Source organism: Pseudarthrobacter sp. TE9888, from assembly GCF_056279345.1.
Genome location: NZ_JBWBRD010000002.1, coordinates 918,132 through 942,845, shown reverse-complemented (window position 1 = coordinate 942,845; position 24,714 = coordinate 918,132). Strand labels below are relative to the sequence as shown.

The 24,714-nt window shown below is 66.2% G+C and carries 18 protein-coding genes; 8 read left to right on the top strand and 10 right to left on the bottom strand.

Annotated elements, in window-relative coordinates; translation table 11 throughout:
- Positions 1–23: 23 nt before the first annotated feature.
- Positions 24–704, bottom strand: a complete 681-nt coding sequence (locus ACZ9J7_RS05015) for a septum formation family protein (RefSeq protein WP_476207546.1) — start codon at positions 702–704, stop codon at positions 24–26.
- A gap of 272 nt (positions 705–976) precedes the next feature.
- Between ACZ9J7_RS05015 and ACZ9J7_RS05010 the strand changes: the two genes are divergently transcribed.
- Complete coding sequence (locus ACZ9J7_RS05010) at positions 977–1,210, top strand: DUF3073 domain-containing protein (RefSeq protein ID WP_387561713.1); 234 nt, start codon at positions 977–979, stop codon at positions 1,208–1,210.
- A 166-nt stretch (positions 1,211–1,376) separates the two neighbouring features.
- The gene (locus tag ACZ9J7_RS05005; RefSeq protein WP_476207545.1) at positions 1,377–2,153 is read left to right on the top strand and encodes a VOC family protein; all 777 of its coding nucleotides are present in this window, start codon (positions 1,377–1,379) and stop codon (positions 2,151–2,153) included.
- Positions 2,154–2,199: 46 nt separating this feature from the next.
- On the opposite strand, the gene purM is transcribed toward ACZ9J7_RS05005, so the two are convergent.
- Genes purM through ACZ9J7_RS04990 form a run of 3 tightly spaced genes read right to left on the bottom strand, consistent with a single transcriptional unit; the run spans position 2,200 to position 5,377 of the window.
- Complete coding sequence (gene purM / locus ACZ9J7_RS05000) at positions 2,200–3,345, bottom strand: phosphoribosylformylglycinamidine cyclo-ligase (RefSeq protein WP_476207543.1); 1,146 nt, start codon at positions 3,343–3,345, stop codon at positions 2,200–2,202.
- Complete coding sequence (gene purF / locus ACZ9J7_RS04995; protein ID WP_476207541.1) at positions 3,342–5,003, bottom strand: amidophosphoribosyltransferase; 1,662 nt, start codon at positions 5,001–5,003, stop codon at positions 3,342–3,344. The genes purM and purF overlap by 4 nt, the downstream gene beginning before the upstream one ends.
- Positions 5,004–5,062: 59 nt before the next feature.
- On the bottom strand, positions 5,063–5,377 hold the full coding sequence (locus tag ACZ9J7_RS04990; RefSeq protein ID WP_476207539.1) for a hypothetical protein: 315 nt from the start codon (positions 5,375–5,377) through the stop codon (positions 5,063–5,065).
- 315 nt (positions 5,378–5,692) lie between these two features.
- Here ACZ9J7_RS04990 and ACZ9J7_RS04985 point away from each other — a divergent pair, with 315 nt between their 5' ends.
- From ACZ9J7_RS04985 to fdhA, 6 genes are all read left to right on the top strand, one after another.
- On the top strand, positions 5,693–6,793 hold the full coding sequence (locus ACZ9J7_RS04985) for an S-(hydroxymethyl)mycothiol dehydrogenase (protein ID WP_476207537.1): 1,101 nt from the start codon (positions 5,693–5,695) through the stop codon (positions 6,791–6,793).
- Positions 6,793–7,413 (top strand): MBL fold metallo-hydrolase, encoded by a 621-nt coding sequence (locus ACZ9J7_RS04980; RefSeq protein ID WP_476207535.1) that lies wholly within the window; start codon positions 6,793–6,795, stop codon positions 7,411–7,413. The genes ACZ9J7_RS04985 and ACZ9J7_RS04980 overlap by 1 nt, the downstream gene beginning before the upstream one ends.
- A gap of 117 nt (positions 7,414–7,530) precedes the next feature.
- A complete protein-coding gene (locus tag ACZ9J7_RS04975) occupies positions 7,531–9,885 on the top strand; it encodes an FdhF/YdeP family oxidoreductase (protein WP_476207533.1) in 2,355 nt (784 codons plus the stop codon).
- Between the two features lie 373 nt (positions 9,886–10,258).
- Positions 10,259–11,563, top strand: coding sequence for an aromatic ring-hydroxylating oxygenase subunit alpha (locus ACZ9J7_RS04970; protein ID WP_476207531.1), 1,305 nt, complete (start codon positions 10,259–10,261; stop codon positions 11,561–11,563).
- The gene (locus tag ACZ9J7_RS04965; RefSeq protein ID WP_476207529.1) at positions 11,560–12,960 is read left to right on the top strand and encodes a ferredoxin reductase; all 1,401 of its coding nucleotides are present in this window, start codon (positions 11,560–11,562) and stop codon (positions 12,958–12,960) included. Before ACZ9J7_RS04970 ends, ACZ9J7_RS04965 begins: the two co-directional genes overlap by 4 nt.
- Positions 12,961–13,095: 135 nt before the next feature.
- Positions 13,096–14,310: a formaldehyde dehydrogenase, glutathione-independent gene (gene fdhA / locus ACZ9J7_RS04960; RefSeq protein ID WP_476207527.1), complete on the top strand. Its 1,215-nt coding sequence runs from the start codon at positions 13,096–13,098 to the stop codon at positions 14,308–14,310.
- A gap of 164 nt (positions 14,311–14,474) precedes the next feature.
- On the opposite strand, the gene ACZ9J7_RS04955 is transcribed toward fdhA, so the two are convergent.
- From ACZ9J7_RS04955 to ACZ9J7_RS04930, 6 genes are all read right to left on the bottom strand, one after another.
- Entirely contained in the window at positions 14,475–16,982 is a 2,508-nt protein-coding gene (locus ACZ9J7_RS04955; protein WP_476207525.1) for a GcvT family protein, read from the bottom strand.
- 255 nt (positions 16,983–17,237) lie between these two features.
- Entirely contained in the window at positions 17,238–18,650 is a 1,413-nt protein-coding gene (locus ACZ9J7_RS04950) for an MFS transporter (protein WP_476207523.1), read from the bottom strand.
- Between the two features lie 527 nt (positions 18,651–19,177).
- Positions 19,178–20,464 (bottom strand): molybdopterin molybdotransferase MoeA, encoded by a 1,287-nt coding sequence (locus ACZ9J7_RS04945; protein WP_476207521.1) that lies wholly within the window; start codon positions 20,462–20,464, stop codon positions 19,178–19,180.
- A gap of 198 nt (positions 20,465–20,662) precedes the next feature.
- On the bottom strand, positions 20,663–21,568 hold the full coding sequence (locus tag ACZ9J7_RS04940; RefSeq protein WP_476207519.1) for a bifunctional 5,10-methylenetetrahydrofolate dehydrogenase/5,10-methenyltetrahydrofolate cyclohydrolase: 906 nt from the start codon (positions 21,566–21,568) through the stop codon (positions 20,663–20,665).
- Positions 21,565–22,191, bottom strand: a complete 627-nt coding sequence (locus ACZ9J7_RS04935) for a cyclodeaminase/cyclohydrolase family protein (protein ID WP_476207518.1) — start codon at positions 22,189–22,191, stop codon at positions 21,565–21,567. Before ACZ9J7_RS04935 ends, ACZ9J7_RS04940 begins: the two co-directional genes overlap by 4 nt.
- Positions 22,192–22,195: 4 nt before the next feature.
- Positions 22,196–24,688 carry a GcvT family protein gene (locus ACZ9J7_RS04930; RefSeq protein ID WP_476207516.1) on the bottom strand — a complete coding sequence of 831 codons (2,493 nt, stop codon included), beginning with the start codon at positions 24,686–24,688 and terminating at the stop codon, positions 22,196–22,198.
- Positions 24,689–24,714: the final 26 nt, after the last annotated feature.

Sequence of the window (24,714 nt, the reverse complement as noted above, 5' to 3'; positions counted from 1 at the left end):
GTGCTGCCCTGGCGGGCTGGACGTCAGGGCAGCACGCTCGCGTTGATCACGTTGCCGGCATCGGCCGTGACGTAGCAATCCACCCTGCGGTCCCCGGACTCCCAACTCGTGTTGCTGGGAAAGCTGCGCTGGTAGTTGAGCTGGAACTGCTTGGCCGCCGGGCCGAGTTTCGCTGCCTGGCAGACTTCCAGCGCCTTGGCCTTGAGCGGGTCCGCTCCCGGATACTTGGCGCTCTCCGGGTAGTGGAGGGTGGCTACGAGCTGCGCTGAATGGCCCGTGTCGCACGGCACCAGGGTGGACGCCAGGGCCTGCGGGTCGAAGTCCTTGAAGCAGTCGCCCACTGCATAGTCTGCCGGCGCAACCCCATCACGTGGGAGGGGTTGCGGGGTGGCCGGCGGGGTCACTGCGGTCTGCAGCACGCCATGATCTGAACTTTTCGCCGGGTCCGTCCCGGGCGACGCGTTCAGCCACACGGCGAGCCACACCAGCGAACCGGCGACGGCAATGATGACAGCGGCGAGGAATGCCTTCCAGAACGCAGGCCTCCTGTTGACGCGCTGGTCCGGTCCCGGATCCCGGCGCGGCTGGGACCAGGTGACAGACTCCGGGGCGGGCGCTGGACCGGCGTCCCGGCCCGGCACCGTGGGCAGGTTTCCGGTTCGGGGCGGGAGGGCCGGCTTCGGCGGGACGTCCTGGTGGTTCACGGGTGCGCATCCTCCTGGGTTTTGGTTCCGCGGCTCGCCAAAGGCCACACAAAATCGGCACTTCTTTAGTGACTCTACCGAAGAAAAATCCCGGAATCCCGCGGGTGGAGGTGCGTCATGGTACCCCACGCCACTGCCCGGGCCGATTGGCGGCAAGCAGGGGCCGCCGAAAGCATGTAATCTAGGTGTACGACAAATTGACCAAACATTCCGGGGCCTCACCGATCGCCAAGGTGACCACCTCCGGTCCAAGTACAAAAGGGGGTCACGCCATGGGGCGCGGCCGTCAAAAGGCAAAAGCTACCAAGCAGGCTCGGGACATTAAGTACTACTCCCCGAACACTGACTACTCGGCACTTCAGCGTGAGCTGACGGGTCCGGGCAGTCGTTCGACGAGCCATTACTCGAGTGAGCCGGTTGAACCGGACTATTCGGCTTATGTGGACAAGTACGCGGATGATTTGGATGACGATGACGACGAGGTTGACAACCGTCGCATCGGATAGTTGTCGCAAGCCTGCCGTGGCCCAGCGCCCGGCTGCTGTGATCTCCTTCTTGTAACCCGGATTCGGGTGACCGCTTACATCATGGAGCCCGTTGCTACACCGGAGTGCCGGTGCGGCAACGGGCTTTCCGTGTTTGTCCGACGCCCCGGCTTGGTAACCTGACCGGATGAGTGTTCGGACCACCTATGCCACCGGCGAGCCCTGCTGGGCAGACCTGCAGACCCCCGATGTCGCGGCCGCCAAGGACTTCTACAACCGCATCTTCGGCTGGACGTACAAGGATTTTCCCACCCCGGACGGCCGCAGCTATGCGCAGGCCTTTGTCCGCGGGCAGCTGGTGGCCACCATCGCACCGCAGAGCCCGCTGCAGCTGCAGGCCGGCACCTCGGCAAAGTGGAACGTCTACTTCGCCACCGCAGACGCTGCGGACCTGCTGGCGGAGGCCGGCCATGCAGGAGGGGCGGTCCAGTTCGGGCCGGAGCAGGTGGGTGATACCGGTGTACTGGGCTTTATCGCCCCTCCCGGAGGCGGCACCACAGGTATCTGGCAGCCAGGAACCCACTACGGCAGCCAACTCTTCAACGAGCCGGGCGCGCTGGCCTGGGCGGAACTTTTCACGCCCGAGCCGCAGGCCGCCGTCGGCTTCTTCCAGCAGCTTTTCGGGCATGACGTCACGGAATACCCCCAGGACGACGGCGGCAGCTACAGTACCCTGCTTACCGGCGGCAACGAGGTGGCCGGGGTCGTTCCTGCCGATCAGGGCGATGAGGCGGACTGGCAGGTCTATTACGGTGTGGCAGACGTTGCCGCGGCGGCAGCGGCCGCGCAGGCTGCAGGGGGCCAGATCCTGGTGGAGCCTGACGGGCGTCCCGCGGACGGATCACTGGCCACCATCGAGGACCCGCAGGGCGGCGTCCTCAACCTGATCCAAACCACCGCATAAACGCCGAGTGCTCCCCGCCGCTGGCGGGGAGCACTCGAAGAAGGCCCTATGCGTAGGCGTTGACCAGGCGGACAGCGCCGCCGTCCACGCCCTTGGCGCCCTGGACATAGTCAGGTCCGGACTTGGAAATGGCGTCTGAGTCCTCGGTGACGGTGCCCATGATCCAGGACGGCAGGCCCCGTTCGTTCAGGCGCGCGACGGCGGCATCCGCGGCTTCGGGGGACACGATGGCCACCATGCCCACGCCGAGGTTCAGGGTACGTTCCAGGTCGGCCAGCGGAACGTTGCCCAGCTCGGACACCAGCTTGAAGATGGCCGGCAGCTCCCACGTGGCGCGGTCCACCGTGGCCACCAGGCCCTGGGGGAGGACGCGGGCCAGGTTCGCGGCAAGGCCACCGCCGGTGACGTGGCTGAAGCCGTGGACGGCTGCGCCGGTGCTGACCGGGAAGGTGCGGGCCAGGTCCAGGCAGTCGGCAGCGTAGACGCGGGTGGGCTCCAGGAGCTCCTCGCCCAGGGTGCGGCCCAGTTCGGAAACCTGGCGGTCCAGGGCCCAGCCGGCGTGGTTGATGACGCGGCGGACCAAGGAGTAGCCGTTGGAGTGCAGGCCGGAGGAGGCCATGCCGATCACCACGTCGCCGGCGCGGACGCGGTCCGGGCCCAGCAGGGAATCGGCTTCCACAACGCCGGTGGCAGCGCCCGCGACGTCGTATTCGTGTTCACCCAGCAAGCCGGGGTGCTCGGCGGTCTCGCCGCCCACCAGGGCGGTGCCGGCCACCGAGCAGGCAGCGGCGATGCCGCGGACGATCCCGGCGATGCGCTCGGGGACAACCTTGCCGCAGGCGATGTAGTCGGTCATGTACAAGGGCTCGGCGCCCACCACCACGATGTCGTCCACCACCATGCCCACCAGGTCGAACCCGATGGTGTCGTGGATGTCCATGGCCTGGGCGATGGCTACCTTGGTGCCTACGCCGTCCGTGGAAGTGGCCAGCAGCGGCTTCTTGTAGGTCAGCAGCCGGGAGACATCGTAGAGCCCGGCGAAGCCGCCCACCCCGCCGATCACCGAGGAATTGTGGGTTGCCTTGACGGCATCCTTCATGAGCTCGACGGCGCGGTCCCCGGCTTCGACGTCCACGCCCGCGGACGCGTAGGTGATGCCGGCGTTGTCTGCGGCGGGGCTGGCGGAGGTCATACGGAGTCCTTCTTGTCGGCGGCGTGTACGTCGGGCACGAGGTCGGCTTCGGTCAGCAGGTTCTCGAATTCGGAGTCCGGGCCCGGATCGCAGCCCGTGGCGCCGGCCTTTTCCGCCGGGTCCTCGGTGGCGTCAACGGCCAGGGCGGCCGTTTCGCCGGGCAGGGCGGCGGGGGAGGGCTTGATGCCGCCCAGGTCGGTACGTTCCAGCAGGTTCTTGCCCAGCTTGTCCGCGTCGGGCAGCTTGATGGGGTACTTGCCGGTGAAGCAGGCGGTGCAGAGGCGTTCGCGCGGCTGCCGGGTGGCGCCGATCATGCCGTCCTCGGAGATGTAGGCCAGCGAGTCCGCACCGATGGCCTGGGAAATTTCCTCGATGGTGGCGCCGTTGGCGATCAGCTCGGCGCGGGAGGCAAAGTCGATGCCGTAGAAGCAGGGCCACTGCACGGGCGGGGAGGAGATCTTGACGTGCACGGCAGCGGCGCCGGCTTCCCGGAGCATCCGGACAATGGCCCGCTGGGTGTTGCCGCGGACGATCGAGTCGTCCACCACCACGACGCGCTTGCCGCGGATCACGGACTCAAGGGCGTTCAGCTTGAGCCGGATGCCCAGTTGGCGGAGGGTCTGCGAGGGCTGGATGAAGGTGCGGCCCACATAGGAGTTCTTGACGAAGCCGTGGGCGAACGGAATGCCGGATTCCTCGGCGTAACCCACGGCTGCCGGAGTGCCCGATTCCGGCACGGGAATGACGATGTCGGCCTCGTGGGTGTTCTCCCGGGCCAGTTGGCGGCCCATCTCCACGCGGGACTCGTACACGGAACGGCCGGCGATCGCGGCGTCCGGGCGGGCAAGGTAAACATATTCGAAGACGCAACCGGCCGGCGTCGGCTTCGCGAACTTCTTGGACCGCACGCCTTCTTCGTCGATGGCGATGAACTCGCCCGGCTCGATCTCACGGATGAAGCTGGCGCCCACCGTGGCCAGTGCGGATTGTTCGGAAGCGACAACCCAGCCGCGCTCCAGGCGGCCCAGGACCAGCGGGCGGATGCCGAAGGTATCGCGGGCTGCGTACAGGGTTCCCTCGTCCATGAAGACGAAGCAGAAGCCGCCCTTGATCTTGGGCAGGAGCTCGGTGGCCGTCTCTTCCAAGCTCTTGCCCGGCTCGCCCTCCAGCAGGGCGGTGACCAGGGCGGTGTCCGAGGTGTTGCCCTGTTTCATTTCGCCGGTGAGCTGCCCGCCGTTGCGCTCGGTGATCATGGCGTTGAGTTCGGCGGTGTTCGTCAGGTTGCCGTTGTGCGCCAGGGCCACCGTGCCGGTGGAGGTGGCGCCGAGAGTGGGCTGCGCGTTGGCCCAGTGGCTGGCGCCGGTGGTGGAGTACCGGCAGTGGCCTACGGCCAGATGCCCGGTCAGGGTGTTCAGTGTCGTCTCGTCAAAGACCTGGGACACGAGGCCCATGTCCTTGTAGACGTTGATCCGTTTGCCGTCGCTGGTCGCTATGCCAGCCGACTCCTGACCGCGGTGCTGCAGTGCATACAGCCCGTAGTAGGTAAGTTTTGCTACTTCTTCACCGGGTGCCCAAACACCGAAGACGCCACAGGCATCCTGGGGTCCTTTTTCGCCGGGAAGAAGATCATGGGAAAGTTTGCCATCGCCGCGTGCCACTGATCGATTATCGCACGATATGGGGTATGACTTTCCCCTGCTTCAATTTGTGACCCCGGTCAGTCCTGGGGATCGGTATCGGCTTCCGAATCCGGAACGGCCTCCACGACGGCCCGTTCCTGCCGCTTCACGCTGCGGCGGTCCAGGACAAGCGCCAGGGCTGCGCCAAGGATGGCGCCGACGGCGGCAAACATGATCAGGAAGAATCCGAAAACAGCGCCGGGATCGAACGTCGAGTCACCGGGCGCTGCGTAGGCCACCACTGCAGCGGCAACAATGCCTGCCACTGCCCCCAGGATCAGGAAGGGGACATACTTCGGCGCGCGGCGCACGGTCACCTCGCGCCGTTCGGCAGGGGTCTGTTCAAAAGCCATGCCATCCAGCCTAATGCCGGACCCAAGGACGCGTGTAACGCAGTGCAGGGCGCTTGGGCGGTGGATTGGTGGAGGCGGACGCCGAAGGCCCGACCTGGTAGCCGCGGAGCCTGGAACTGATATATCTATTGACATGGAGTGTGGCCACTGTCATATTTTCCCGTAGGCGCTATGTGCATCTTGTTGTGTAATACGCAATTAGGCGCGGCCGCCGTGGCGGCATGACGTGGTCTCCCGACGTGGCATGTCAGCTAGATTGGCACTTGGTGCCGACTCACCGGATCCGGCCGGATCCAGGAAAGGAACACAAGAACCATGGTCCATAAAGTTCAAGCTGTCGTTGTCCGGGAGAAGAATGCCCCGGTGTCGCTGGAGACCATCCTGGTGCCGGATCCGGGCCAGGGGGAGGCCCTGGTGGACATCCTGACCTGCGGTGTTTGCCACACAGACCTGCACTACAAGCAGGGCGGTATCGGCGATGATTTCCCGTACCTGCTGGGCCACGAGGCCACCGGTGTGGTCTCTGCAGTTGGTCCGGACGTGACCTCCGTGGCCCCCGGTGACCGGGTCATCCTGAACTGGCGCGCCGTCTGCGGTGAGTGCCGGGCCTGCGCCAAGGGCCAGCCGCAGTACTGCTTCAACACCCACAACGCCACTCAGAAGATGACCCTTGAGGACGGCACGGTCCTCTCTCCCGCCCTGGGCATCGGTGCCTTCGCGGAGAAGACGCTGGTCGCCGCGGGGCAGTGCACCAAGGTCGATCCCGAGGTGGACGCGGCCGCGGTGGGCCTGCTGGGCTGCGGCATCATGGCCGGCATCGGTGCCGCGATCAACACCGGCGAGGTCAAGCGCGGGGAATCCGTGGCAGTGATCGGCTGCGGCGGTGTGGGCATCGCCGCGATCGCCGGGGCGAAGTTGGCGGGTGCGACGACGATCATCGCCGTTGATATCGACGACAACAAGATTGAAATGGCCAAGTCCCTCGGCGCCACCCACGGCGTGAACTCCAAGCAGGAGGACGCGGTGGAAGCCATCCGGGCCCTGACCGGAGGCAACGGGGCCGACGTGATGATTGACGCCGTCGGCCGTCCCGAAACGTACAAGCAGGCGTTCTACGCCCGCGACCTCGCCGGCCGCGTGGTCCTGGTGGGCGTCCCCACGCCGGAGATGCAGCTGGAGCTGCCGCTGCTGGATGTCTTTGGCCGCGGCGGATCGCTGAAGTCCTCCTGGTACGGCGACTGCCTGCCGTCCCGGGACTTCCCCATGCTGGTGTCCCACTACAAACAGGGCAACCTGGACCTCGATGCGTTCGTGTCCGAACGCATCACCATCGACCAGGTGGAGGAGGCTTTCGGCAAGATGCACGAAGGCAAGGTCCTGCGTTCCGTTGTTGAAGTCAGCCCGGTGGAGGTCTGATGGCCGTCACCATCGAGAACCTGGTCACCTCGGGCACGTTCTCGCTCGACGGCGGAACCTGGGATGTGGACAACAACGTCTGGATCGTGGGCAACGACGAGGAATGCGTCATTATCGATGCGCCCCACGATGCCGCCGCGATCATCAACCAGGTGCGCAGCCGGAAGGTCAAGGCCATCCTGCTGACCCATGCGCACAACGACCACATCGGTGCCGCGCGGGAAGTCGCTGACGCCCTGGGCGCCCCGATCCTCCTGAACTCCGAGGACCTGGTGTTGTGGGAGCAGGTCTACCCTGACGCCAAGCCGGACCGCTACCACTCCGACGGGGACGTGTTCGAGGTGGGCGGGGCAACGCTGAAGGCGATACATACGCCGGGCCACTCGCCGGGATCGACGTGCTTCTACCTCGAAAGCGAAGGAACGGTCTTCACCGGGGACACGCTGTTCAACGGCGGCCCGGGTGCCACCGGCCGGTCCTACAGCGACTACCCCACCATCCTGAAGTCCATCCGCGAACGGCTGCTGACGCTGCCGGCGGAGACCGTGGTCCGCACCGGCCACGGCGGGGACACCACCATCGCCGCCGAGCAGGAAACGCTGGCGAAGGTTCCCCAGTAGCGGCAATACGCGACGACTGCCCTGGAGGCGCGCCGGGATTCCCGGCGCGCCTCCAGTGCACATGAACAACAGAGGCCGGCACGGGAACTCCCCGGTGGCGGCGAGGAAGTGGGAACAATGAAGTTCGGCAAGCAGCCTGCCCCCGTTGTGGACATCGACGAGGACACGCTCGAAGTCCACAAGCCCAAGACCGAGGCTGCCGGGGTCAAGGCCGTCATGGTGGCCCTGGAACGCGCAGTGGCACAGGCCGGCGTGACCCGCACGGCGCAGTCCCTGCTCCGGCTGAACCAGCGCGGCGGCTTCGACTGCCCGGGCTGCGCGTGGCCGGAATCGGACAAGAAGCGCAAAGCGGCCGAGTTCTGCGAGAACGGTGCCAAGGCCGTGGCCGAGGAGAACACCCTGCGGACCGTGGGCGCGGAGTTCTGGGCCAAGCATTCCATTGCCGAGCTGTCAGGGAAGACCGAATACTGGCTGGGGAACCAGGGCCGCCTCAGCGAACCGATGGTGATCCGCGAGGGCGACACCCACTACTCGCCGATCTCGTGGGCTGACGCCTTCGAGCTGATCGGAGAGCACCTCCGGGCGACCACCCCGGACCGCAGCGTCTTCTACACTTCCGGGCGAACCGCGAACGAGACCGCCTTCCTTTACCAGCTGTTCGCCCGGTCACTGGGCACCAACAACCTGCCGGACTGCTCCAACATGTGCCACGAGTCTTCCGGATCCGCGCTGAACCCCACGATCGGCATCGGCAAGGGCACCGTGTCCCTTGACGACATCCACGACGCCGAACTCATCTTCGTGGTGGGCCAGAACCCCGGTACCAACCACCCCCGCATGCTCTCCGCGCTGAAGGAATGCAAGGACAAGGGCGGCAAGGTGGTGGCCGTGAACCCGCTGCCCGAGGCCGGCCTGTTCAACTTCAAGGACCCCCAGACCGTTTCGGGCGTGGTGGGCGGCGGCACCCCGCTGGCTGACGAGTACCTGCAGATCAAGGTGGGCGGAGACCTGGCGCTGTTCCAGGCGCTGGGCCACCTGCTCCTGGAGGCCGAGGAACAAAACCCGGGGACCGTCGTCGACCATTCCTTCATCGCCGCGCAGACGGACGGGTTCGACGCCTACCGCGACGCCCGCCGTGCCCTTGATTGGGACGAAACTGAAACTGCGACCGGCCTGGCCCGGGAGCAGATCGAGAAGGTGGCCGGGATGCTGGTGGCGTCCAAGGCCTCAATCTTCTGCTGGGCGTTGGGCGTGACGCAGCAGCCGCACTCGGTGGACACCATCAAGGAAATGGTCAACGTCCTGCTGCTCCAGGGGAACTTCGGCAAGCCGGGTGCCGGGGCCTGCCCGGTCCGCGGGCACTCCAACGTGCAGGGCGACCGGACCATGGGTATCTGGGAGAAACCCAGCGAAAAGCTGCTCGCCGCGATCGACGCCGAGTTCAGCATCTCGTCCCCGCGGCACCACGGCTTTGACGCCGTCGAGTCCATGGAAGCGTTCGAACGGGACGAGGTGGACGTGTTCGTCTCGATGGGCGGCAACTTCTCCCTTGCCTGCTCGGACACCGAAACCCTGGAAGCGGGGATGCAGCGGATCGGGTTGACAGTGCACATCTCCACCAAACCCAACCGCTCCCATGTGGTCCACGGGCGCACGTCCCTGATCCTGCCAACCTTGGGCCGGACGGACAAGGACGACAAGCACCCCAAGGGCGCCCAGTTCCTGTCCGTGGAGGACTCCATGTCCGTGGTCCACTCCACCCAGGGACGGCTCACCCCGGTCTCCGAACACCTGCTGGCCGAGCCTGTGATCGTGGCCCGCATGGCCGAAGCCACCTTCGGGCCGGACCACCCGGTGGACTGGCGCGGCATGGCCGAGGACTACGACGTGATCCGCGACCATATTGCGCGCGTCCTGCCCGGCTTCGAGGACTTCAACGCACGCGTCCGCACCAGGAACGGCTTCGTGCTGCCCAACCCGCCGCGCGACACCCGCTCCTTTGCCACCGACATCGGCCGCGGACGGTTCACCGTCAGCCCGCTCGAATACCTGACGCCGCCCAAGGGGCACCTGGTGCTGCAGACCATGCGCAGCCACGACCAGTACAACACCACCTTCTACGGCCTGGACGACCGCTACCGGGGCATCTCCGGCGGCCGCCGCGTGATTCTGATCCACCCGGAGGACCTCGCCGAAGCCGGCTTCCAGGACCGCGAGCTCGTTGATGTAGTGAGCACGTTCCAGGGCGTTGACCGCAGGGCAGACAAGTTCCGCCTGGTTGCGTACCCCACCGCGAAAGGCTGCGCCGCGGCGTACTTCCCGGAGGCCAACGCCCTGGTCCACAAGGAAAACGTGGCCCGCGTGTCCAACACCCCCGGTTTCAAGGCCATGTTCGTCCGATTCGAACCGCACAGGGGTGCCGAAGCCGTGGCTGAGGAGGCGGCAGGGGAGCTGGCAGGCACCCCGGCGTAGCCGCGGTCACCTCCACTCCACAGGCCCGCGACGGCGGCACACCGGCAGCCCGGTGTGCCGCCGTTTTTGTGCTGCCGTTTTCGAGCCGGGAGCCGGCGCACGGGCCCTGAACGCACGCCCGGTGCGGCACCCCGCGCAATGCTTTTTCGTCATATCCGAAATTGATTGACACTGGGCGTGGCAAGAGTCACACTGTTGCATATGGTGATCGCTGTTGCGTTAGGTGCTTCCAGATTTTCTTCTGGAGTCATCGCTTCTGTTCCCGATTGACCTCCCCACATTCGGGAACAGGGTCTTGGACACCCCCTGATGCCCCGCCTGCTCCGTAATCACCCAAAATGCTCACAACCCAGCCCTATTCGGGAGGAAACACATGACTACCTCAGTGAACGCGCCGCTCAGCGCACGCGGAAAGCTCGCCTCAACACTGCCTGCCGAGCAGCTGGCTGAAATTACGGAGCTGTTCGCCCTGCGGCGCACGGGCTACTCCCTCGATGCCCCCTTCTACACTGACCCGACGGTCTTCAAGCTCGACATGGAGGCCATCTTCGGCCAGCACTGGATCTTTGCCGGCAGCGTCGCCGAGCTTCCGGAGCCGGGCGACTACATCACGGTCGACTACGGCCCCTACTCCCTGATCGTGCTGCGCACCGATGAGGGCGAGGTCAACGTCCTGCACAACGTCTGCCGCCACCGCGGTGCACGCGTCCTGACCGAGGCCGCCGGTTCCACCGGAAACCTGGTCTGCGGCTACCACTCCTGGACCTACTCGCCCGAGGGCAACCTGATCCACGCCTCCGCCCCCGGCGAGGCCAAGTTCGACAAGAACTGCTTTGCGCTCAAGCGCGCCCACAGCCGCGAAGTTGCCGGCCTTATCTTCGTCTGCATCGCCGACGTTCCGCCCGCAGACTTCGACGAGACCGCCAAGATCTTCGAGCCCTACCTGGCACCCCACGACCTGTCCAAGACGAAGATTGCCTACCAGCAGAACATCATCGAAGAGGGCAACTGGAAGCTCGTCATGGAGAACAACCGTGAGTGCTACCACTGCGACGGGCACCCGGAACTCGCCTGCTCCCTCTTCCCCACCTGGGGCCTCACCGAGGGCCTGATCCCAACCCACCTCGAAGAGGTGTGGGACCGCAACAAGGAAGCCCAGTCCTCGCTCGAGGAGAGGTGCCGCCGCTACGGCCTGCCCTACGAAGTGGTTGAGGAACTCGATACCCGCATCGCCGGCATCCGCATTTCCCGCGAATCCCTTGACGGAGAAGGCGAATCGTTCTCGGCCGACGGCCGCAGGCTCTCCAAGAAGCTGCTCGGGGACCTGCGGGACTTCCGCCTGGGCCGCTGCTCCATGCACCTGCAGCCCAACAGCTGGTTCCACTTCCTGGGCGACCACGTCATCACGTTCGGCGTCTTCCCCATCAACGAGCACCAGTCCCTGGTCCGCACCACCTGGCTGGTGGCCGACGACGCCGAGGAAGGCGTCGACTACGACCTCGACAAGCTCACCTACACCTGGAAGCAGACAAACATCCAGGACAAGGCATTCGTTGAGCTGTGCCAGCAGGGTGCTGCCAGCCCCGCCTACGAACCCGGCCCCTACATGAAGAGCGAATACCAGGTGGAGGCCTTTATCAACTGGTACGTCCAGCGCGTGCAGGAGCACTTGGCATGATTGAGGTCCTCACTGAGACGCCCGTCCAGGAACCACAGCGAATCCGCGGCCTTGAAATGCCGTGGAACCGGGTGATGGGCAGCATCGAAGGACCGGCCAGCGCAGCCAAGGCGCTGGGCCCGTGGCATCCGCAGGAGTTCATGGCCGAATGCGTCGAGACCGTTCCCGAGGCGGGCGGCATGATGACGTTCGTGTTCCGCCGCTGCGACGGCGCCCCACTGGCGTTCCGTCCGGGCCAGTACGTCAACATCGCCTTCCCCGTGAACGGCGGGGACCAGGAACCGGTGGACCGCAGCTACTCGCTGTCCAGTTCGCCCACGGAACCCTGGACCTTCAGCGTCACCGTCAAACGCGATGCCGGCGGACTGGTTTCACCCTGGGTGCACCAGAACGTCAGGCCCGGCACCGTCCTGGACATGCTGGGACCTGTGGGGGCGTTCCACCTGCCTGATGCGGACCGGCGCGCCCGGTACCTGTTCCTGGCCGCCGGCGCCGGCATCACGCCCATCATGTCGATGGTGCGGACCATCCGTTCCCTGCCGGGAACGGCCGACGTGGTGGTGCTGTACCACGGCGCGGAAGCCGGCGGCTTTGCCTTCCACCGGGAGCTGGCCTACATCGCTTCCGTGGACTCGCGCATCAAGGTCTTCTACGCCCTGGGCGACCGCGGCAGGCCCGAGGACTGGGAAGGCTTCAGCGGGCGGCTGACCTCAGCCATGATCGATGAGGTGGCACCCGACGCCAACGGCCGCCAGGTGTACGCCTGCGGACCCGAGGGGTACCTGAACACCGCCACTGAACTGCTCGGGAGCGTGGGCGTCGACGACACCTCCATCTACATGGAGTTCTTCTCCGGGGACCGTCAGACCCTCCTTGAATACCAGGCGGAGCTCGCCCTGGCGGCGGACATCGCCGAGGAGATCGCTGAGGAAATCGCGGAGTCCGCGGAAGACTACTTCGAAGGCCAGCCCGCGGCGTTCGGGATGTACGAGCCCGGCTACGACGAGGATGGAACCCTGCAGGCCACGGGACTCGCGCTGGAAGCCGCCACCCCGGAAGCCGCCCCCGGCACCCCGGCTGCGGCCCCGGAAGCGCAGACCCCGGACGCCTCAAGCTTCGACACCGTGGGAACCGGCAGCCTTACCCTGTCCTTCATGCGCTCCGGGATCAATGTGCGGATCGACCCCGAGCAGCACATCCTTGAGGTGGCACAGCGCGCCGGTGTCCGGATCGGCGCCAACTGCAAGGAGGGCATGTGCGGCTCCTGCAAGGTGGTCAAGCTGTCCGGGGAGATCGACATGAACCACCAGGGCGGAATCCGTAAACGGGAAATCGATGCAGGCAAGTTCCTTCCCTGCTGCTCCACCGCGCGCACCGACATGGTGATCGACGCGTAGGCCCCTGGAACGGCGGGAGCCATGCGCACCCCCCAAAGATTCACTGCAAGTGAAAAGTAAGACCACACGGAAGGCCTGAGGCATTAGCGTCAGGCCTTCCGTGGCAATCGCACGCCAACGATAGGAGCCATGCCCATGTCAGGAAACAAAGCTGTTGCCTACAAAGAGCCCGGAGTCGTCGAGGTCATCGACACCCCGTATCCCACGTTTGAACTGAAGGCCGGACCCGGCGTCAATCCCGCCAATATTGGCCGGAAGGTTCCCCATGGCGTCATCCTGCGCACCGTGAGCACCAACATCTGCGGGTCCGACCAGCACATGGTCCGCGGCCGGACCACCGCCCCCGCCGGGTTGGTCCTGGGGCACGAGATCACTGGCGAAGTTATCGAGACCGGGCCCGACGTCGAGTTCATCAAGGTCGGGGACATCGTCTCGGTCCCCTTCAACATCTCGTGCGGGCGCTGCCGGAACTGCAAAGAGCGCAAGACGGGGATCTGCCTGAACGTGAACCCTGACCGTCCCGGCTCTGCCTACGGCTATGTCGATATGGGCGGCTGGGTGGGCGGCCAGGCGGAGTACGTGCTGGTTCCCTACGCGGACTGGAACCTGCTGCGGTTCCCCGACCGGGACCAGGCACTGGAGAAGATCATGGACCTGACCATGCTCTCCGACATCCTGCCCACCGGCTTCCACGGTGCGGTCACGGCCGGCGTCGGTGTGGGGTCCACCGTGTACGTTGCCGGAGCGGGTCCGGTGGGCCTTGCCGCGGCCGCCAGCGCCCAGCTGCTGGGAGCCGCGGTGGTTATCGTGGGCGACCTGAACGAGGACCGCCTGGCAAGGGCCAAGTCCTTTGGCTGTGAAACCGTCAATGTGGCCAACGGCGACCCCGCCGACCAGATCGAGCAGATCCTCGGCGTCCGGGAAGTCGACTCCGGCATCGACGCGGTCGGTTTCGAGGCCCGCGGCCACGGCCACGGCGCCCAGGAAGCGCCGGCCACAGTGCTCAACTCGCTGATGGACCTCACCACTGCCGGCGGCTCCGTGGGCATTCCCGGGCTCTACGTCACGGGCGATCCGGGAGCTGCGGACGAGGCCGCCCGGAAGGGAAGCCTGTCCCTGTCCCTGGGTACCGGCTGGGCCAAGTCCCTGTCCTTCACCACGGGCCAGTGCCCGGTGATGAAGTACAACCGGCAGCTGATGATGGCGATTCTGCATGACAGGATCCAGATCGCCAAGGCGGTCAATGCAAAGGCCATTTCGCTCGACGACGCCCCGCGCGGGTATGCGGAGTTCGACGCCGGAGCTGCCACGAAGTACGTCCTGGACCCGAACGGCTACCTCAACAACTGATATCCGGAGCCCGGTTTCTGAAGGGCAAAGGAACCAGTCCCAAGGATCAACCTTGGGACTGGTTCCTTTTTCGTTGCCGCAGTGCCCGCTCCATTGGGCAACAAAAAGGTGGTTGGGCCTGCTGGTCTCAAGCAGGCCCAACCACCTGGCGTGGTGTGGGCAGGTTAGCCGCGGAGGCGTTCCATCCCCGGGTCAAAGAGCGGCTCGGCGCTGACGGTGGCGGCTACGCGCCGGCCAAAGTACTCGATTTCCACGGAGTCCCCTTCGGTCACCGACGTGGGCAGCCAGGCGTAGGCGATGGGCTTGCGGACGGTGTAGCCGTAGGCCGCGCTGGTGACGTACCCAACGGCTTCCCCGCCCACATACACCGGTTCCTTGCCCAGCACCACTGACGTGCCGTCGTCGACGGTCAGGCAGCGCAGCGTCTTAGCTGCCGGCTGTTCCTTGCGGACCGCCAGTGCGTCGGCACCGACGAACCCGGTCTTGTCCTTGGCCACGGAGAAGCCCAGGCCGGCCTGGTACGGGTGGTGCTCGGTGGTCATGTCCGTGCCCCAGAGCCGGTAGCCCTTCTCCAGGCGCATGCTGTTGAAGGCGCCGCGGCCGGCAGCGATGATGCCGTGCTCGCGGCCGGCCTCGAACAGCAGGTCCCACAGCTTCAGTCCGTATTCGGCGGTGGTGTAGAGCTCCCAGCCGAGTTCGCCAACGTAGGAGAGCCGCATGGCCGTGACGGGGATGCCCCCAACGGAGATCTGCTTGGTCCGGAAGTACTTGAGGCCGTCGTTGGTGAGGTCGTCGTCGCTGACCTTGCCCATCACCTCGCGGGCCAGCGGACCCCACAGGCCGATGCAGCAGGTGCTGCCGGTGATGTCGGTGACGTGCGCCCACTGGGAGGGATCCGCCGCTGACTGCCGGCGGGCCTCCACCCGGAGGTAGTCGAAGTCCACGTTGCTGTTCACGCCCAGCTGGAATTCCTCCTCAGCGAGCCTGGCCACGGTCACGTCGCTGCGGATGCCGCCGTCCTCCGCCAGCAGCAGGCAGTACGTCACGGCACCCGGCTTCTTGGCGATGTTGCCCGTGCTGAGCCGGTGCAGCAGCGCCTGGGCGCCGGGGCCGGTGACGGAGAGCCGCTTCAGCGGCGTCATGTCGTAAAGCCCGACGGCGGTGCGCGTCCTCCACGCTTCGGCGGCGGAAATGGGGGAGTGGAACATGTTTGCCCACTCCTCGCGCTCCGGGGCGCGCCATTCTTCCGGCAGTTCGGCCAGGAGTCCGCGGTTGGCTTCGAACCAGTGCGGGCGTTCCCAGGCGGCGGACTCCAGGAAGAAGGCGCCGAGTTCCTTCTGGCGGACGTTGAACGGGCTCACGCGCAGGTTCCGCGGCGATTCGCGGGGCTGCAGCGGGTGCATGACATCGTAGATCTCCACGAAGTTCTGCTGTGAGGTCTCGCTGACGTAGGCGTCGGAGGTCTGCACCTTCTCGAAACGGGTCAGCTCGCAGCCGTGCAGGTCGGTCTGTGGCTGGCCGTCGATGATCAGCTCTGCCATGGCCTTGGCAACGCCGGCCGAGTGCGTGACCCAGACCGCCTCGGCCACGAAGAAGCCCTCGAGGTCCGGTGCTTCGCCCATGAGCGGACCGCCGTCCGGGGTGAAGGAGAAGATGCCGTTGAAGCCGTCCTGGATTTCGGTGCCGCGAAGTGCCGGCAGCAGGTCCTGGCTGTCCTCCCAGGCGGGAATGAAGTCTTCGAGGGTGAAGTCCAGGCGGGAAGGCATGCGGTGGTCGGACATGTCCTCGGCAGGGACCTTCGGCAGTGCGGACATGTCCACGGGCATCGGGCGGTGGGCGTAGCTGCCGATGCCGATGCGGTCGCCCCACTCGCGGTAGTACAGGTCCTTGTCCTGGTAGCGCAGGATGGGCTTGCCGGCGCCGTTGGGGAGCTCGTTGACGCCCTCGAGTTCGGCCAGCGGCGTGCTGACTGCATACTGGTGGGCCAGCGGCAGGAGGGGTACTTCCAGGCCCACCATCCGGCCGAGCTCACGGCCCCAGAACCCTGCGCAGGAGACCACGATGTCGGCGGGGATCACGCCGGAGGAGGTTTCGACGCCGGTGACCTTGCCGCCCTCCTGGGCGATGCCGGTGACGGTCGTGGAGCCGCGGTACGTCACGCCTTGTTCGCGCGTGCGCTCGATCAGCAGCTGTACCGCACGGGCCGCCAGGGCGAGTCCGTCGGTGGGGATGAGCAGGCCGCCCAGGACCTCGCGGCCGCCGGAAAGCTTGCCGGTGTTCAGCAGCGGGTAGATCTTTTCGCATTCGTCGGCGTCGATGATCCGGCTTTCGACACCCCAGGAGGTCATCAGGCCCATCTTGCGCTTGAGGTCGGCCAGGCGTTCGGGAGTGGTTGCCAGCTCCAGGCCGCCCACCTGGTTAAAGCAGGATTGGCCGTCCTTGCCCAGGGCGAGGAGCTTGTTGACGGTGTACGTGGCGAACTCCGTCATGGTCCTGGACGGATTGTTCTGGAACACGAGGCCCGGGGCGTGCGACGTGGAGCCGCCGGCGAGCTCCAGCGGGCCTTGTTCGACGACGGTGATGTCGTCCCAGCCGCGGCTTGCCAGCTCGTCGGCGAGGTTGGTGCCGACGATGCCGGCTCCGATGATGACGACGCGGGGTGATGCGCTCATGATTTTTGGTTCTCCTGGTTGGTGCTGGAATCCGCCTGACCGGGTGATGGAATTTGCTTCGCTATGAGCAACGCGCATCACTATATGCAACAGGGTGTCTCAGCTCACATGGGATGTCAAGGGTTTCCTGCTTTGTTGCGGCCATGGGCGGGGCTGTGTCCATAGGCGGCAAAGAGGCCCCCGCCGCTGGTGCGGCGAAGGCCTCTTGTGTGCAGCGCCGGTTATCCGGCGGCGCGTAGCCGTGCTGTGCCGGTATTAGTGGGAGACGTCTGCAGAGATCTCGGCGAGGGTGCGCCCCTTCGTCTCAGGCGCGAGCCATTGCGAAAGGACTGCGCCGAGCAATGCGACGATGGCGGCCACGACCATGCTTGGGCCCAGGCCGATGTTGCTGATTGCCCACGGCAGGGCGAAGGTGCCGAGTGCGGCTCCGATGCGGCTGAAAGCCGCGGCGAAGCCCATGCCGATGCCGCGCAGGGGGGCGGGGAATACCTCGGCCGGATAGACCTGGGTCAATGTGGTGTAGCCGGCGTTGAAGAAGGAGAACGCGAGGAACAGGGCGAGCACGAGGATCGCTGGTGCGTCCGCCCATACGCCGATGACCAGCAGGATGCCTGCGCAGAGCCACTGTCCGGGCACGGTGAGGATCCGGCGGCCCAGCTTGTCGATCAGAAGCACGGTGGTAACAACACCCGCGGCCGCAAGTGCGGACAGGCCGACTCCACCGGCCCAGCCGCCGCCGAAGCCGAATTGGCTGAGCACGTCGTCGGCGAAGGTCGCGATCGCAAAGTACGGGGTGACCGCGCAGAACCAGAACCCCGCGGTGAACAGGGTGGTCCGCCAGTGCTCCCTCGAGAACAACATTCCAAAGGAGGCGTTCTTGATTTTGGTCCGGCCCTTTGCGGCCTGGGCCTCCTGGATCATCCTCAGGTCGATCTCCTCGGTGATGCTGTTGTGCATCTGTGGCGATTCGACGTATTTGTGGGCGATCGCGAGTGCTTCCTCACGCCGTCCCTTCGTGATGAGCCAGCTCGGCGATTCGGGGAGGCCTATGCGCGCGATGAACAGAACGAAGGCCAGTATCGTGCTCGTGCCGATGACAAGGCGCCAGGGGGTGCCGGCGTCGTGCAGGAGGGTGCCAATGATGAATGCCATCATGAAGCCGACGTACCAGGCGATCAGGGTCAGCCCGAGCAGCCGCCCGCGGAGCTTCGGAGGGGAGAACTCTGACAGCAGCGGGCCGCCGATTGAGTACTCGCCGCCGATCGCGACGCCCATCATGAATCTGATGAGCGCCAGCTGGATCACGGCGCCGTCTCCGGAGGTTACGAAGAACTGGGCCGCTGAGGCGATCAGGAACAGGCCCATGTCCACGAGGAACATCGGCTTGCGGCCGAATTTGTCAGTAGCCCACCCGGCCAGCGGGGAGCCGATGAAAATGCCAGCCAGCGGGCCTGCGGCAATCATGCCCAGCGACAGGGCGTCGAGCTGGAGATCTGACCTCATGGGTCCGGTGACGGGGCCGATGATGCCGAGGATGTAGCCGTCGAGGAACATCCCGCCGATGAAGACCGCGACAAGCCGCACCATGAAGCGGCGTTTGAACTTGGAGCTGGTCTCTTTTGATGAGGAGGTGTAGACGGGGCCCGTCGTCTTGGTCGGATTGATCATTGAGATTCGTTCCCTTCCGGCTTCAGCGCAAACCGCTGAAGGCGCCAGAGCGTTGTTTCCTGGACCCGCGGACAGGCTTCGGCGTCGTTCCCCGGTTTCGGCGCCCCGCGCTGCTTTGATCGATGGTGCTGCCATCCCTGATAGTCATAGACAGTTTCCTTTGGTGATCTGGCGCTGCCGCATGGATGCTGGCAGCGTTGTGCGGCCGATGCGCAGGCCAGGGGCCCTTTTGGATCGGCCATCATGAATTCGTTCGTCTGTTCCCCAAAGTCATCACGGGTGGAGCCGGGGGACGGGAGGAGCATATCCGGGTGGGCTTCGTTCCGTGATGATCAACAACCTTCGCTGTATGCAACAAAATCGTGCGCTAGCTCACATTCAATGTCAAGAGTGTGACCCGCTAAAGGCGAAGTAAGTAGGCGCTCCTGTGGGTACTCCAGGGCACGCCAAAAGCCCTGCCCTCTGGGACAGGGAAACCTCTGCCGTACCGGGTGCCTGGTGAGGGGTAAGCAGGGCAAATCTCAGCGTCAGGGTGGGATGGTGGCCTCCGCCCTGGGTGCCCTTGCGGTTTCTGGTTGTGCTGCCCACGGAAGCGGGAGCACGGGAACGGGTCCTCCGGAATCAACGCCCTCTGGTGGAACGGCCATCACGGCGTCCGCCCAGGCAAGCCCCCGCATCATGCCGGGGCCGGTGTGCTGGACCGGGAACGCGAGGCCGGACAGGAACCGGCAGGGGACCAGGCGTGTCCTTCCCGGATCGCCTTCAAGGTCGCAGCCGGACATTACGAGCTGCAACGGAGGCAGCTGGGTGCCCCCAAGCGAGGCGATCAGGGGTGCGCCGATGGTGAGCAGGGCCATTACGGCCGCCAGGGGATTGCCTGGAAGGCCGATCACGAACCGCCCGTCGGGAAGCCCCGCGAGCACGGCCGGATGCCCGGGGCGCATCGCTATGCCGTCCACCAGCAACAGTCCGCCCAGGGCGTCGATGGCGGCACGGAAATGGTCCGTCCCGGACTTACCGGTGCCGCCGGTGGTGATGATGACGTCTGCGGCGCCGGAGGGCCGGACGGGGCTGTCCAGGGCATCCAGCCAGCTGCCCAAGGAGTCGCCGATCCGCTGCGGGGCGCCGGGAACGCCACCCAGGAGGGAAACGACGTTTCCCAGCTGCGGGCCAAAGGTGTCCCGGACCTGCCCGGGCGCCGGGATGCCCTGCGTCACCACTTCAGCCCCGGTGAGTACGACGGCGACGGCCGGCCGGGCGCGGACCTGCAGGGCGTCGTGCCCTGCCGCCGCAGCCAGGGCCACCTGCACGGGATTTAGGACAGTGCCGGCGGGTATGAGGACGTCCCCGGACCGGGCTTCCTGCCCGGCGGGACGGATGTGTTGGCCGCTGCGCGGCTCTCCGGCCTTCGCCTCCGGGCGGAGTCCCAGGACGTGGTTGCCTTTGGTGTCCCTTGCAGCAAGGCCACTTTCTTTCCGCAGGACGGCATCGGCGCCATGCGGTATTAGGCCGCCGGTGGCAATCACGGAGGCGCTGTTTGCAGGCAAAAATCTGTTGCCTTCGCGGGGCAGGGATGGGTACTGGCCGGATCCGGCCAGCAGCCAGGGGCCGGGTCCGTTCACGGCCCAGCCGTCCATTGCGGACGAGGCATAGTGCGGCAGGTCCTGGAGCGCGGTGACATCCCGGCTCAAGGTCCGCCCAATGGCCTCAGCGAGCGGGACGTTCACCGGCGGGAGCGGAATGGCCGAGCCGTAGGCGACATGGCGCGCTTCAGACCACGGTATGCATCCCCGTTCCTGGACGGGACCGGGCATGCCTGCACTTCTGATAACGGTAGTTGTCGGTCCAGTGCCGGGCATCCGGCCCCCTCCTAGTTGATTGGCGGGCGCACACCGGCCACGGGGCCCCGTTTTCCGAAAACGGTGCTTCGATGAGGAATACCTCCCCAGGTCTTAGGCCCACCGAAGCACCTTTTACGAAAAACGGGACACCCGTAGCTGACGCTGCCTTTCCTAGCCCGCGGCTTCCAGGACCTGGGCCCCAGCGGCTTCGGCCGGCAGCGGCAGGGACGACGATTGCCGGCGTGCAGCCTCCACGGTGTGGAGGAGCAGCAATGCCGTGGTGACAGACCCCACCCCGCCAGGAACAGGGGTGAGTCCGGCTGCGGTCCCGGTGACGCTGGCTTGGTCCACATCACCCACCAGCGAGCCGTCGGCAAGGACGTTCGTGCCGACGTCGACCACTATGGTCCGCGCAGAGACCTGGCTGCCGGTCAGCAGCCCCGCGCGCCCGGCTGCGACCACCACGACGTCGGCATCCTTTGTGTAGCGCTCCAGCGGGCCCGACTTGGAATGGCAGACGGTCACGGCTGCGTCGCGTGCCAGCAGGAGGAGGGAGAGCGGCTTGCCCACAACGGCGGACCGGCCCACCACCACTACGTCCTTGCCCGCCACGGGAACCTGGTAGTGGTCCAGGATTTCGACGACGGAGCGGGCGGTGGCGGGAGCAAAGGCCGGCTGGCCCACGGCGAGTCGGCCGAGGCTCAGCGGGTTGGCGCCGTCAATGTCCTTTTCCGGGGCGATGAGGCCCACGAGGTTGTCGGTCCGGACCCCTTCCGGCAGGGGGGTCTGCAGGATGATGCCGTTCACGGACGGTTCGGCGCTGAGGTCCCGCAGGACACCGGCCAGCGCCGGTTCCGTTGCATCATGGCCAAGGTCGATGACCCGGCAGCCGATTCCGGCGCGCTCCGCTGCCCGCTCGATGGAACGGACGTACCAGCGCGTCGACTCATCGGCGGTCGCCATGACCACCGCCACGACCGGGCGGACGCCGTCCCGTTCAAGCGAGCGGACCTGGTCCTGGACCTCCTGCTGGATCAAACCGGCCAAAGGCTTTCCGGAAAGTACTGCGGTGCTCAACCCAGGATCCTTTCCCTCACGCGGGCCGAGAGGGCGTCTGCCGCCAGGACCACTTTCTCTTCGATGCCGTCCGTCTGCCGGGCCAGCAGCGCGCGTGCCTCCGGATCCTTGACCGCCACGACGTTGATGTCGATGTTGACGCGCGCCGTGGTGGCAGCTGCCCGGGCGGCGTCCGCGGCCGCGGCAACGTCGCTGATGACGTTGGCGTTGGCGACGTTGAACAGTTCGGTGGCAAGGTCCACGATGCCGCCCGACAGCTCGATGAGCCGGGCAGGGGTCTGTGCCGCCTGGATAAGCGCTGACTGGATCCCGGCCGCCCGGGCGGCCTTGAGGTCATCGGTGCCGGACGGGAGCTTGTAGGAGTCGATGACCGCCTGGAAGGCCTGTTCATCCGCTTCAGCCAGGCGCAGCGCCTCGGTGACAAGGTCGTCCGCAGCCTGGGTGATGCGCTCTACCAGTGGTGCGTGCTCTTCGTATTTGGCGCCGGTGGTGTAACGCGCCACCATGGCCACCAGGGCGGCGCCCTGGGCTGCGTGCAGGGCCGCGGCGGCGCCCCCGCCCGGCGTCGGCTGCTTTGCGGCCAACCGGGCGAGGTAGCTGCTGACTGTTTCTGAACTGATCATGGTGCTAGCCGCGCAACCGGGACATGGTGGGGTCGTACAGCGGATCCTGGGTCACGGTGGCCACAATCCGGCGGCCGAAGTACTCGATCTCCACCGAATCGCCGACCGAGACCTCCGCGGGCAGGTAGGAGTAGGCGATGGGCTTGCGGACGGTGTAGCCGTAGGCGGCGCTGGTGACGTAACCCACCGCCTGGTCCTTGTAGAACACCGGTTCCTTGCCCAGCACCAGGCTGCGTCCGTCGTCGACCGTGAGGCAGCGCAGGCGGCGCCCGGAGTTTTCTTCGGTGCGTCCTTCCAGGGCCGCCTTGCCGACGAAGTTTTCCTTGGCCATCTTCACCGCGAAGCCGAGGCCTGCCTCGAAGGGGTCGTGTTCAGTGGTCATGTCGGTGCCCCAGGAGCGGTAGCCCTTTTCCAGGCGGAGCGAGCTGAACGCGGCGCGGCCGGCGGCGATGATGCCGAACGGCTGGCCGGCCTTCCACAGCGCGTCCCAAAGGCGCTGGCCGTTGTCGGCGCTGGTGTACAGCTCCCAGCCCAGTTCCCCGACGTAGGACAGCCGCATCGCGGTGACCGGGACGCCGCCGATGACCACCTGCTTGGACCGGAAGTACTTCAGGCCGTCGTTGGTGAAGTCGTCGCTGCTGACCGCGCCGACCACCTCACGGGCCAGCGGACCCCAGAGGCCGATGCAGCAGGTGCCGCCGGTGGTGTCGCGGACCTGGACCCAGTCTTCGGTGCTGCCGCTTTCGGTCTGGTGCCGGGCAGCCCGCTCGAAGTAGGCGGTGTCGATGTTGCCGTTGGCGCCGAGCTGGAAGGTCTGCTCGTCCAGGCGGGCCACGGTGATGTCGCTCCGGACCCCGCCCTGCTCGTCCAGCAGGAGTGTGTAGGTGACGGCTCCGGGCTTCTTGTCCATTTCTGCGGTGGTCAGTTCCTGCAGCAGCTTCAGGGCGCCGGGTCCGGAGATTTCGAGGCGCTTGAGCGGGGTCATGTCGTACATGGCGACGGCGGTGCGCGTCTTCCATGCCTCGGCCGCGGCAATGGGGGAGCTGAACATGCCGGACCAGGAGTCGCGGGCCGGCGGCTGCCAGTCTGCGGGCATTTCCTTGAGCAGCTCGGCGTTCGCTTCGAACCAGTAGGGGCGTTCCCAGGCGGCGCCTTCCAGGAAGTAGCCGCCCAGCTGCTTGTGCCGGGCGTGGAAGGGGCTGACGCGCAGGTTGCGCGGGGAGAGCTTGGGCTGCAGCGGGTGCAGCACGTCGTAGATCTCCACGAAGTTCTGCTGCGAGGTTTCGCTGACGTACTCCGGGGTCAGCTGCACTTCCTCGAAGCGGTGGATGTCGCAGTCGCCCAGGTCGATCGAGGACTTGCCGTCCACCAGGAGCTCGGCCACGGCGCGGGCGATGCCTGCCGAGTGGGTGACCCACACGGCTTCGGCGACGAAGAATCCGTCCACTTCCTTTGACTCGCCCACCAGCGAGCCGCCGTCCGGGGTGAAGGAGAAGATGCCGTTGAAGCCGTCCTCGATCTCGCTTTCGCGCAGGGCGGGCAGGATCTGCTTGGTGGCCTCCCATGCGGGAAGGAAGTCCTCGAGGGTGAAGTCCAGGCGGGAGGGCATGTTGTGCTCGCTGATCTCGTCCGGCTTGAAGCTGCCGAGTTCGTCGAGGTCCACGGGCATGGGCCTGTGGGCGTAGGAGCCGATTCCGTAGCGGTCGCCGTGTTCGCGGTAGTAAAGGTCCTGGTCCTGGTGGCGGAGGATGGGCAGCCGGGCGCCGTTGGGCAGTTCGTTCTTGCCCCGCTGCGCCGGGACCGGGGTGGTTTTGACGTACTGGTGCGCCAGCGGCAGCAGCGGCACGGACATGCCGATCAGCTCGCCGACCTTTGCACCCCAGAAGCCGGCGCAGGAGACCACGATGTCTGCCGGGATCACGCCGTCGGGCGTCTGGACGCCGGTGACCCGGCGGCCGGACTGCTCGATGCCGGTGACTTCGGTGTTGCCGATGTACTTTACGCCGGCCGCTTCGGTGCGCTTGATCAGCAGCTGGACCGCGCGGGCGGCCAAAGCGAGGCCGTCGCTGGGAACGTGGAGGCCGCCGAGGATGTCCTCGTCGTTGATGAGCGGGTAGAGCTCCTTGCATTCGGCCGGGGAGAGGATGGAGCCCTCGATGCCCCATGCCTGTGCGTAGCCGAGCTTGCGCTTCAGGTCCGCGAGGCGGGTTTCGGTGGTGGCAACTTCCAGGCCGCCCACCTGGTTGAAGCAGCTGACGCCGTCTTCGGTGAGGGACAGCAGCTTTTCCACGGTGTACTTGGCGAACAGGGCCATGGACTTTGAGGGGTTGGTCTGGAAGACCAGGCCCGGGGCGTGCGAGGTGGAGCCGCCGGGCATGTTGAGGGGGCCCTGGTCCAGGACGGTGATGTTGTTCCAGCCGCGCGTGACGAGTTCATCCGCGAGGTTGGTGCCGACGATGCCGGCGCCGATGATGACGATGCGTGGTGACGATTCCAAGGGAGTCTCTCCTGCTGCTTTACGGG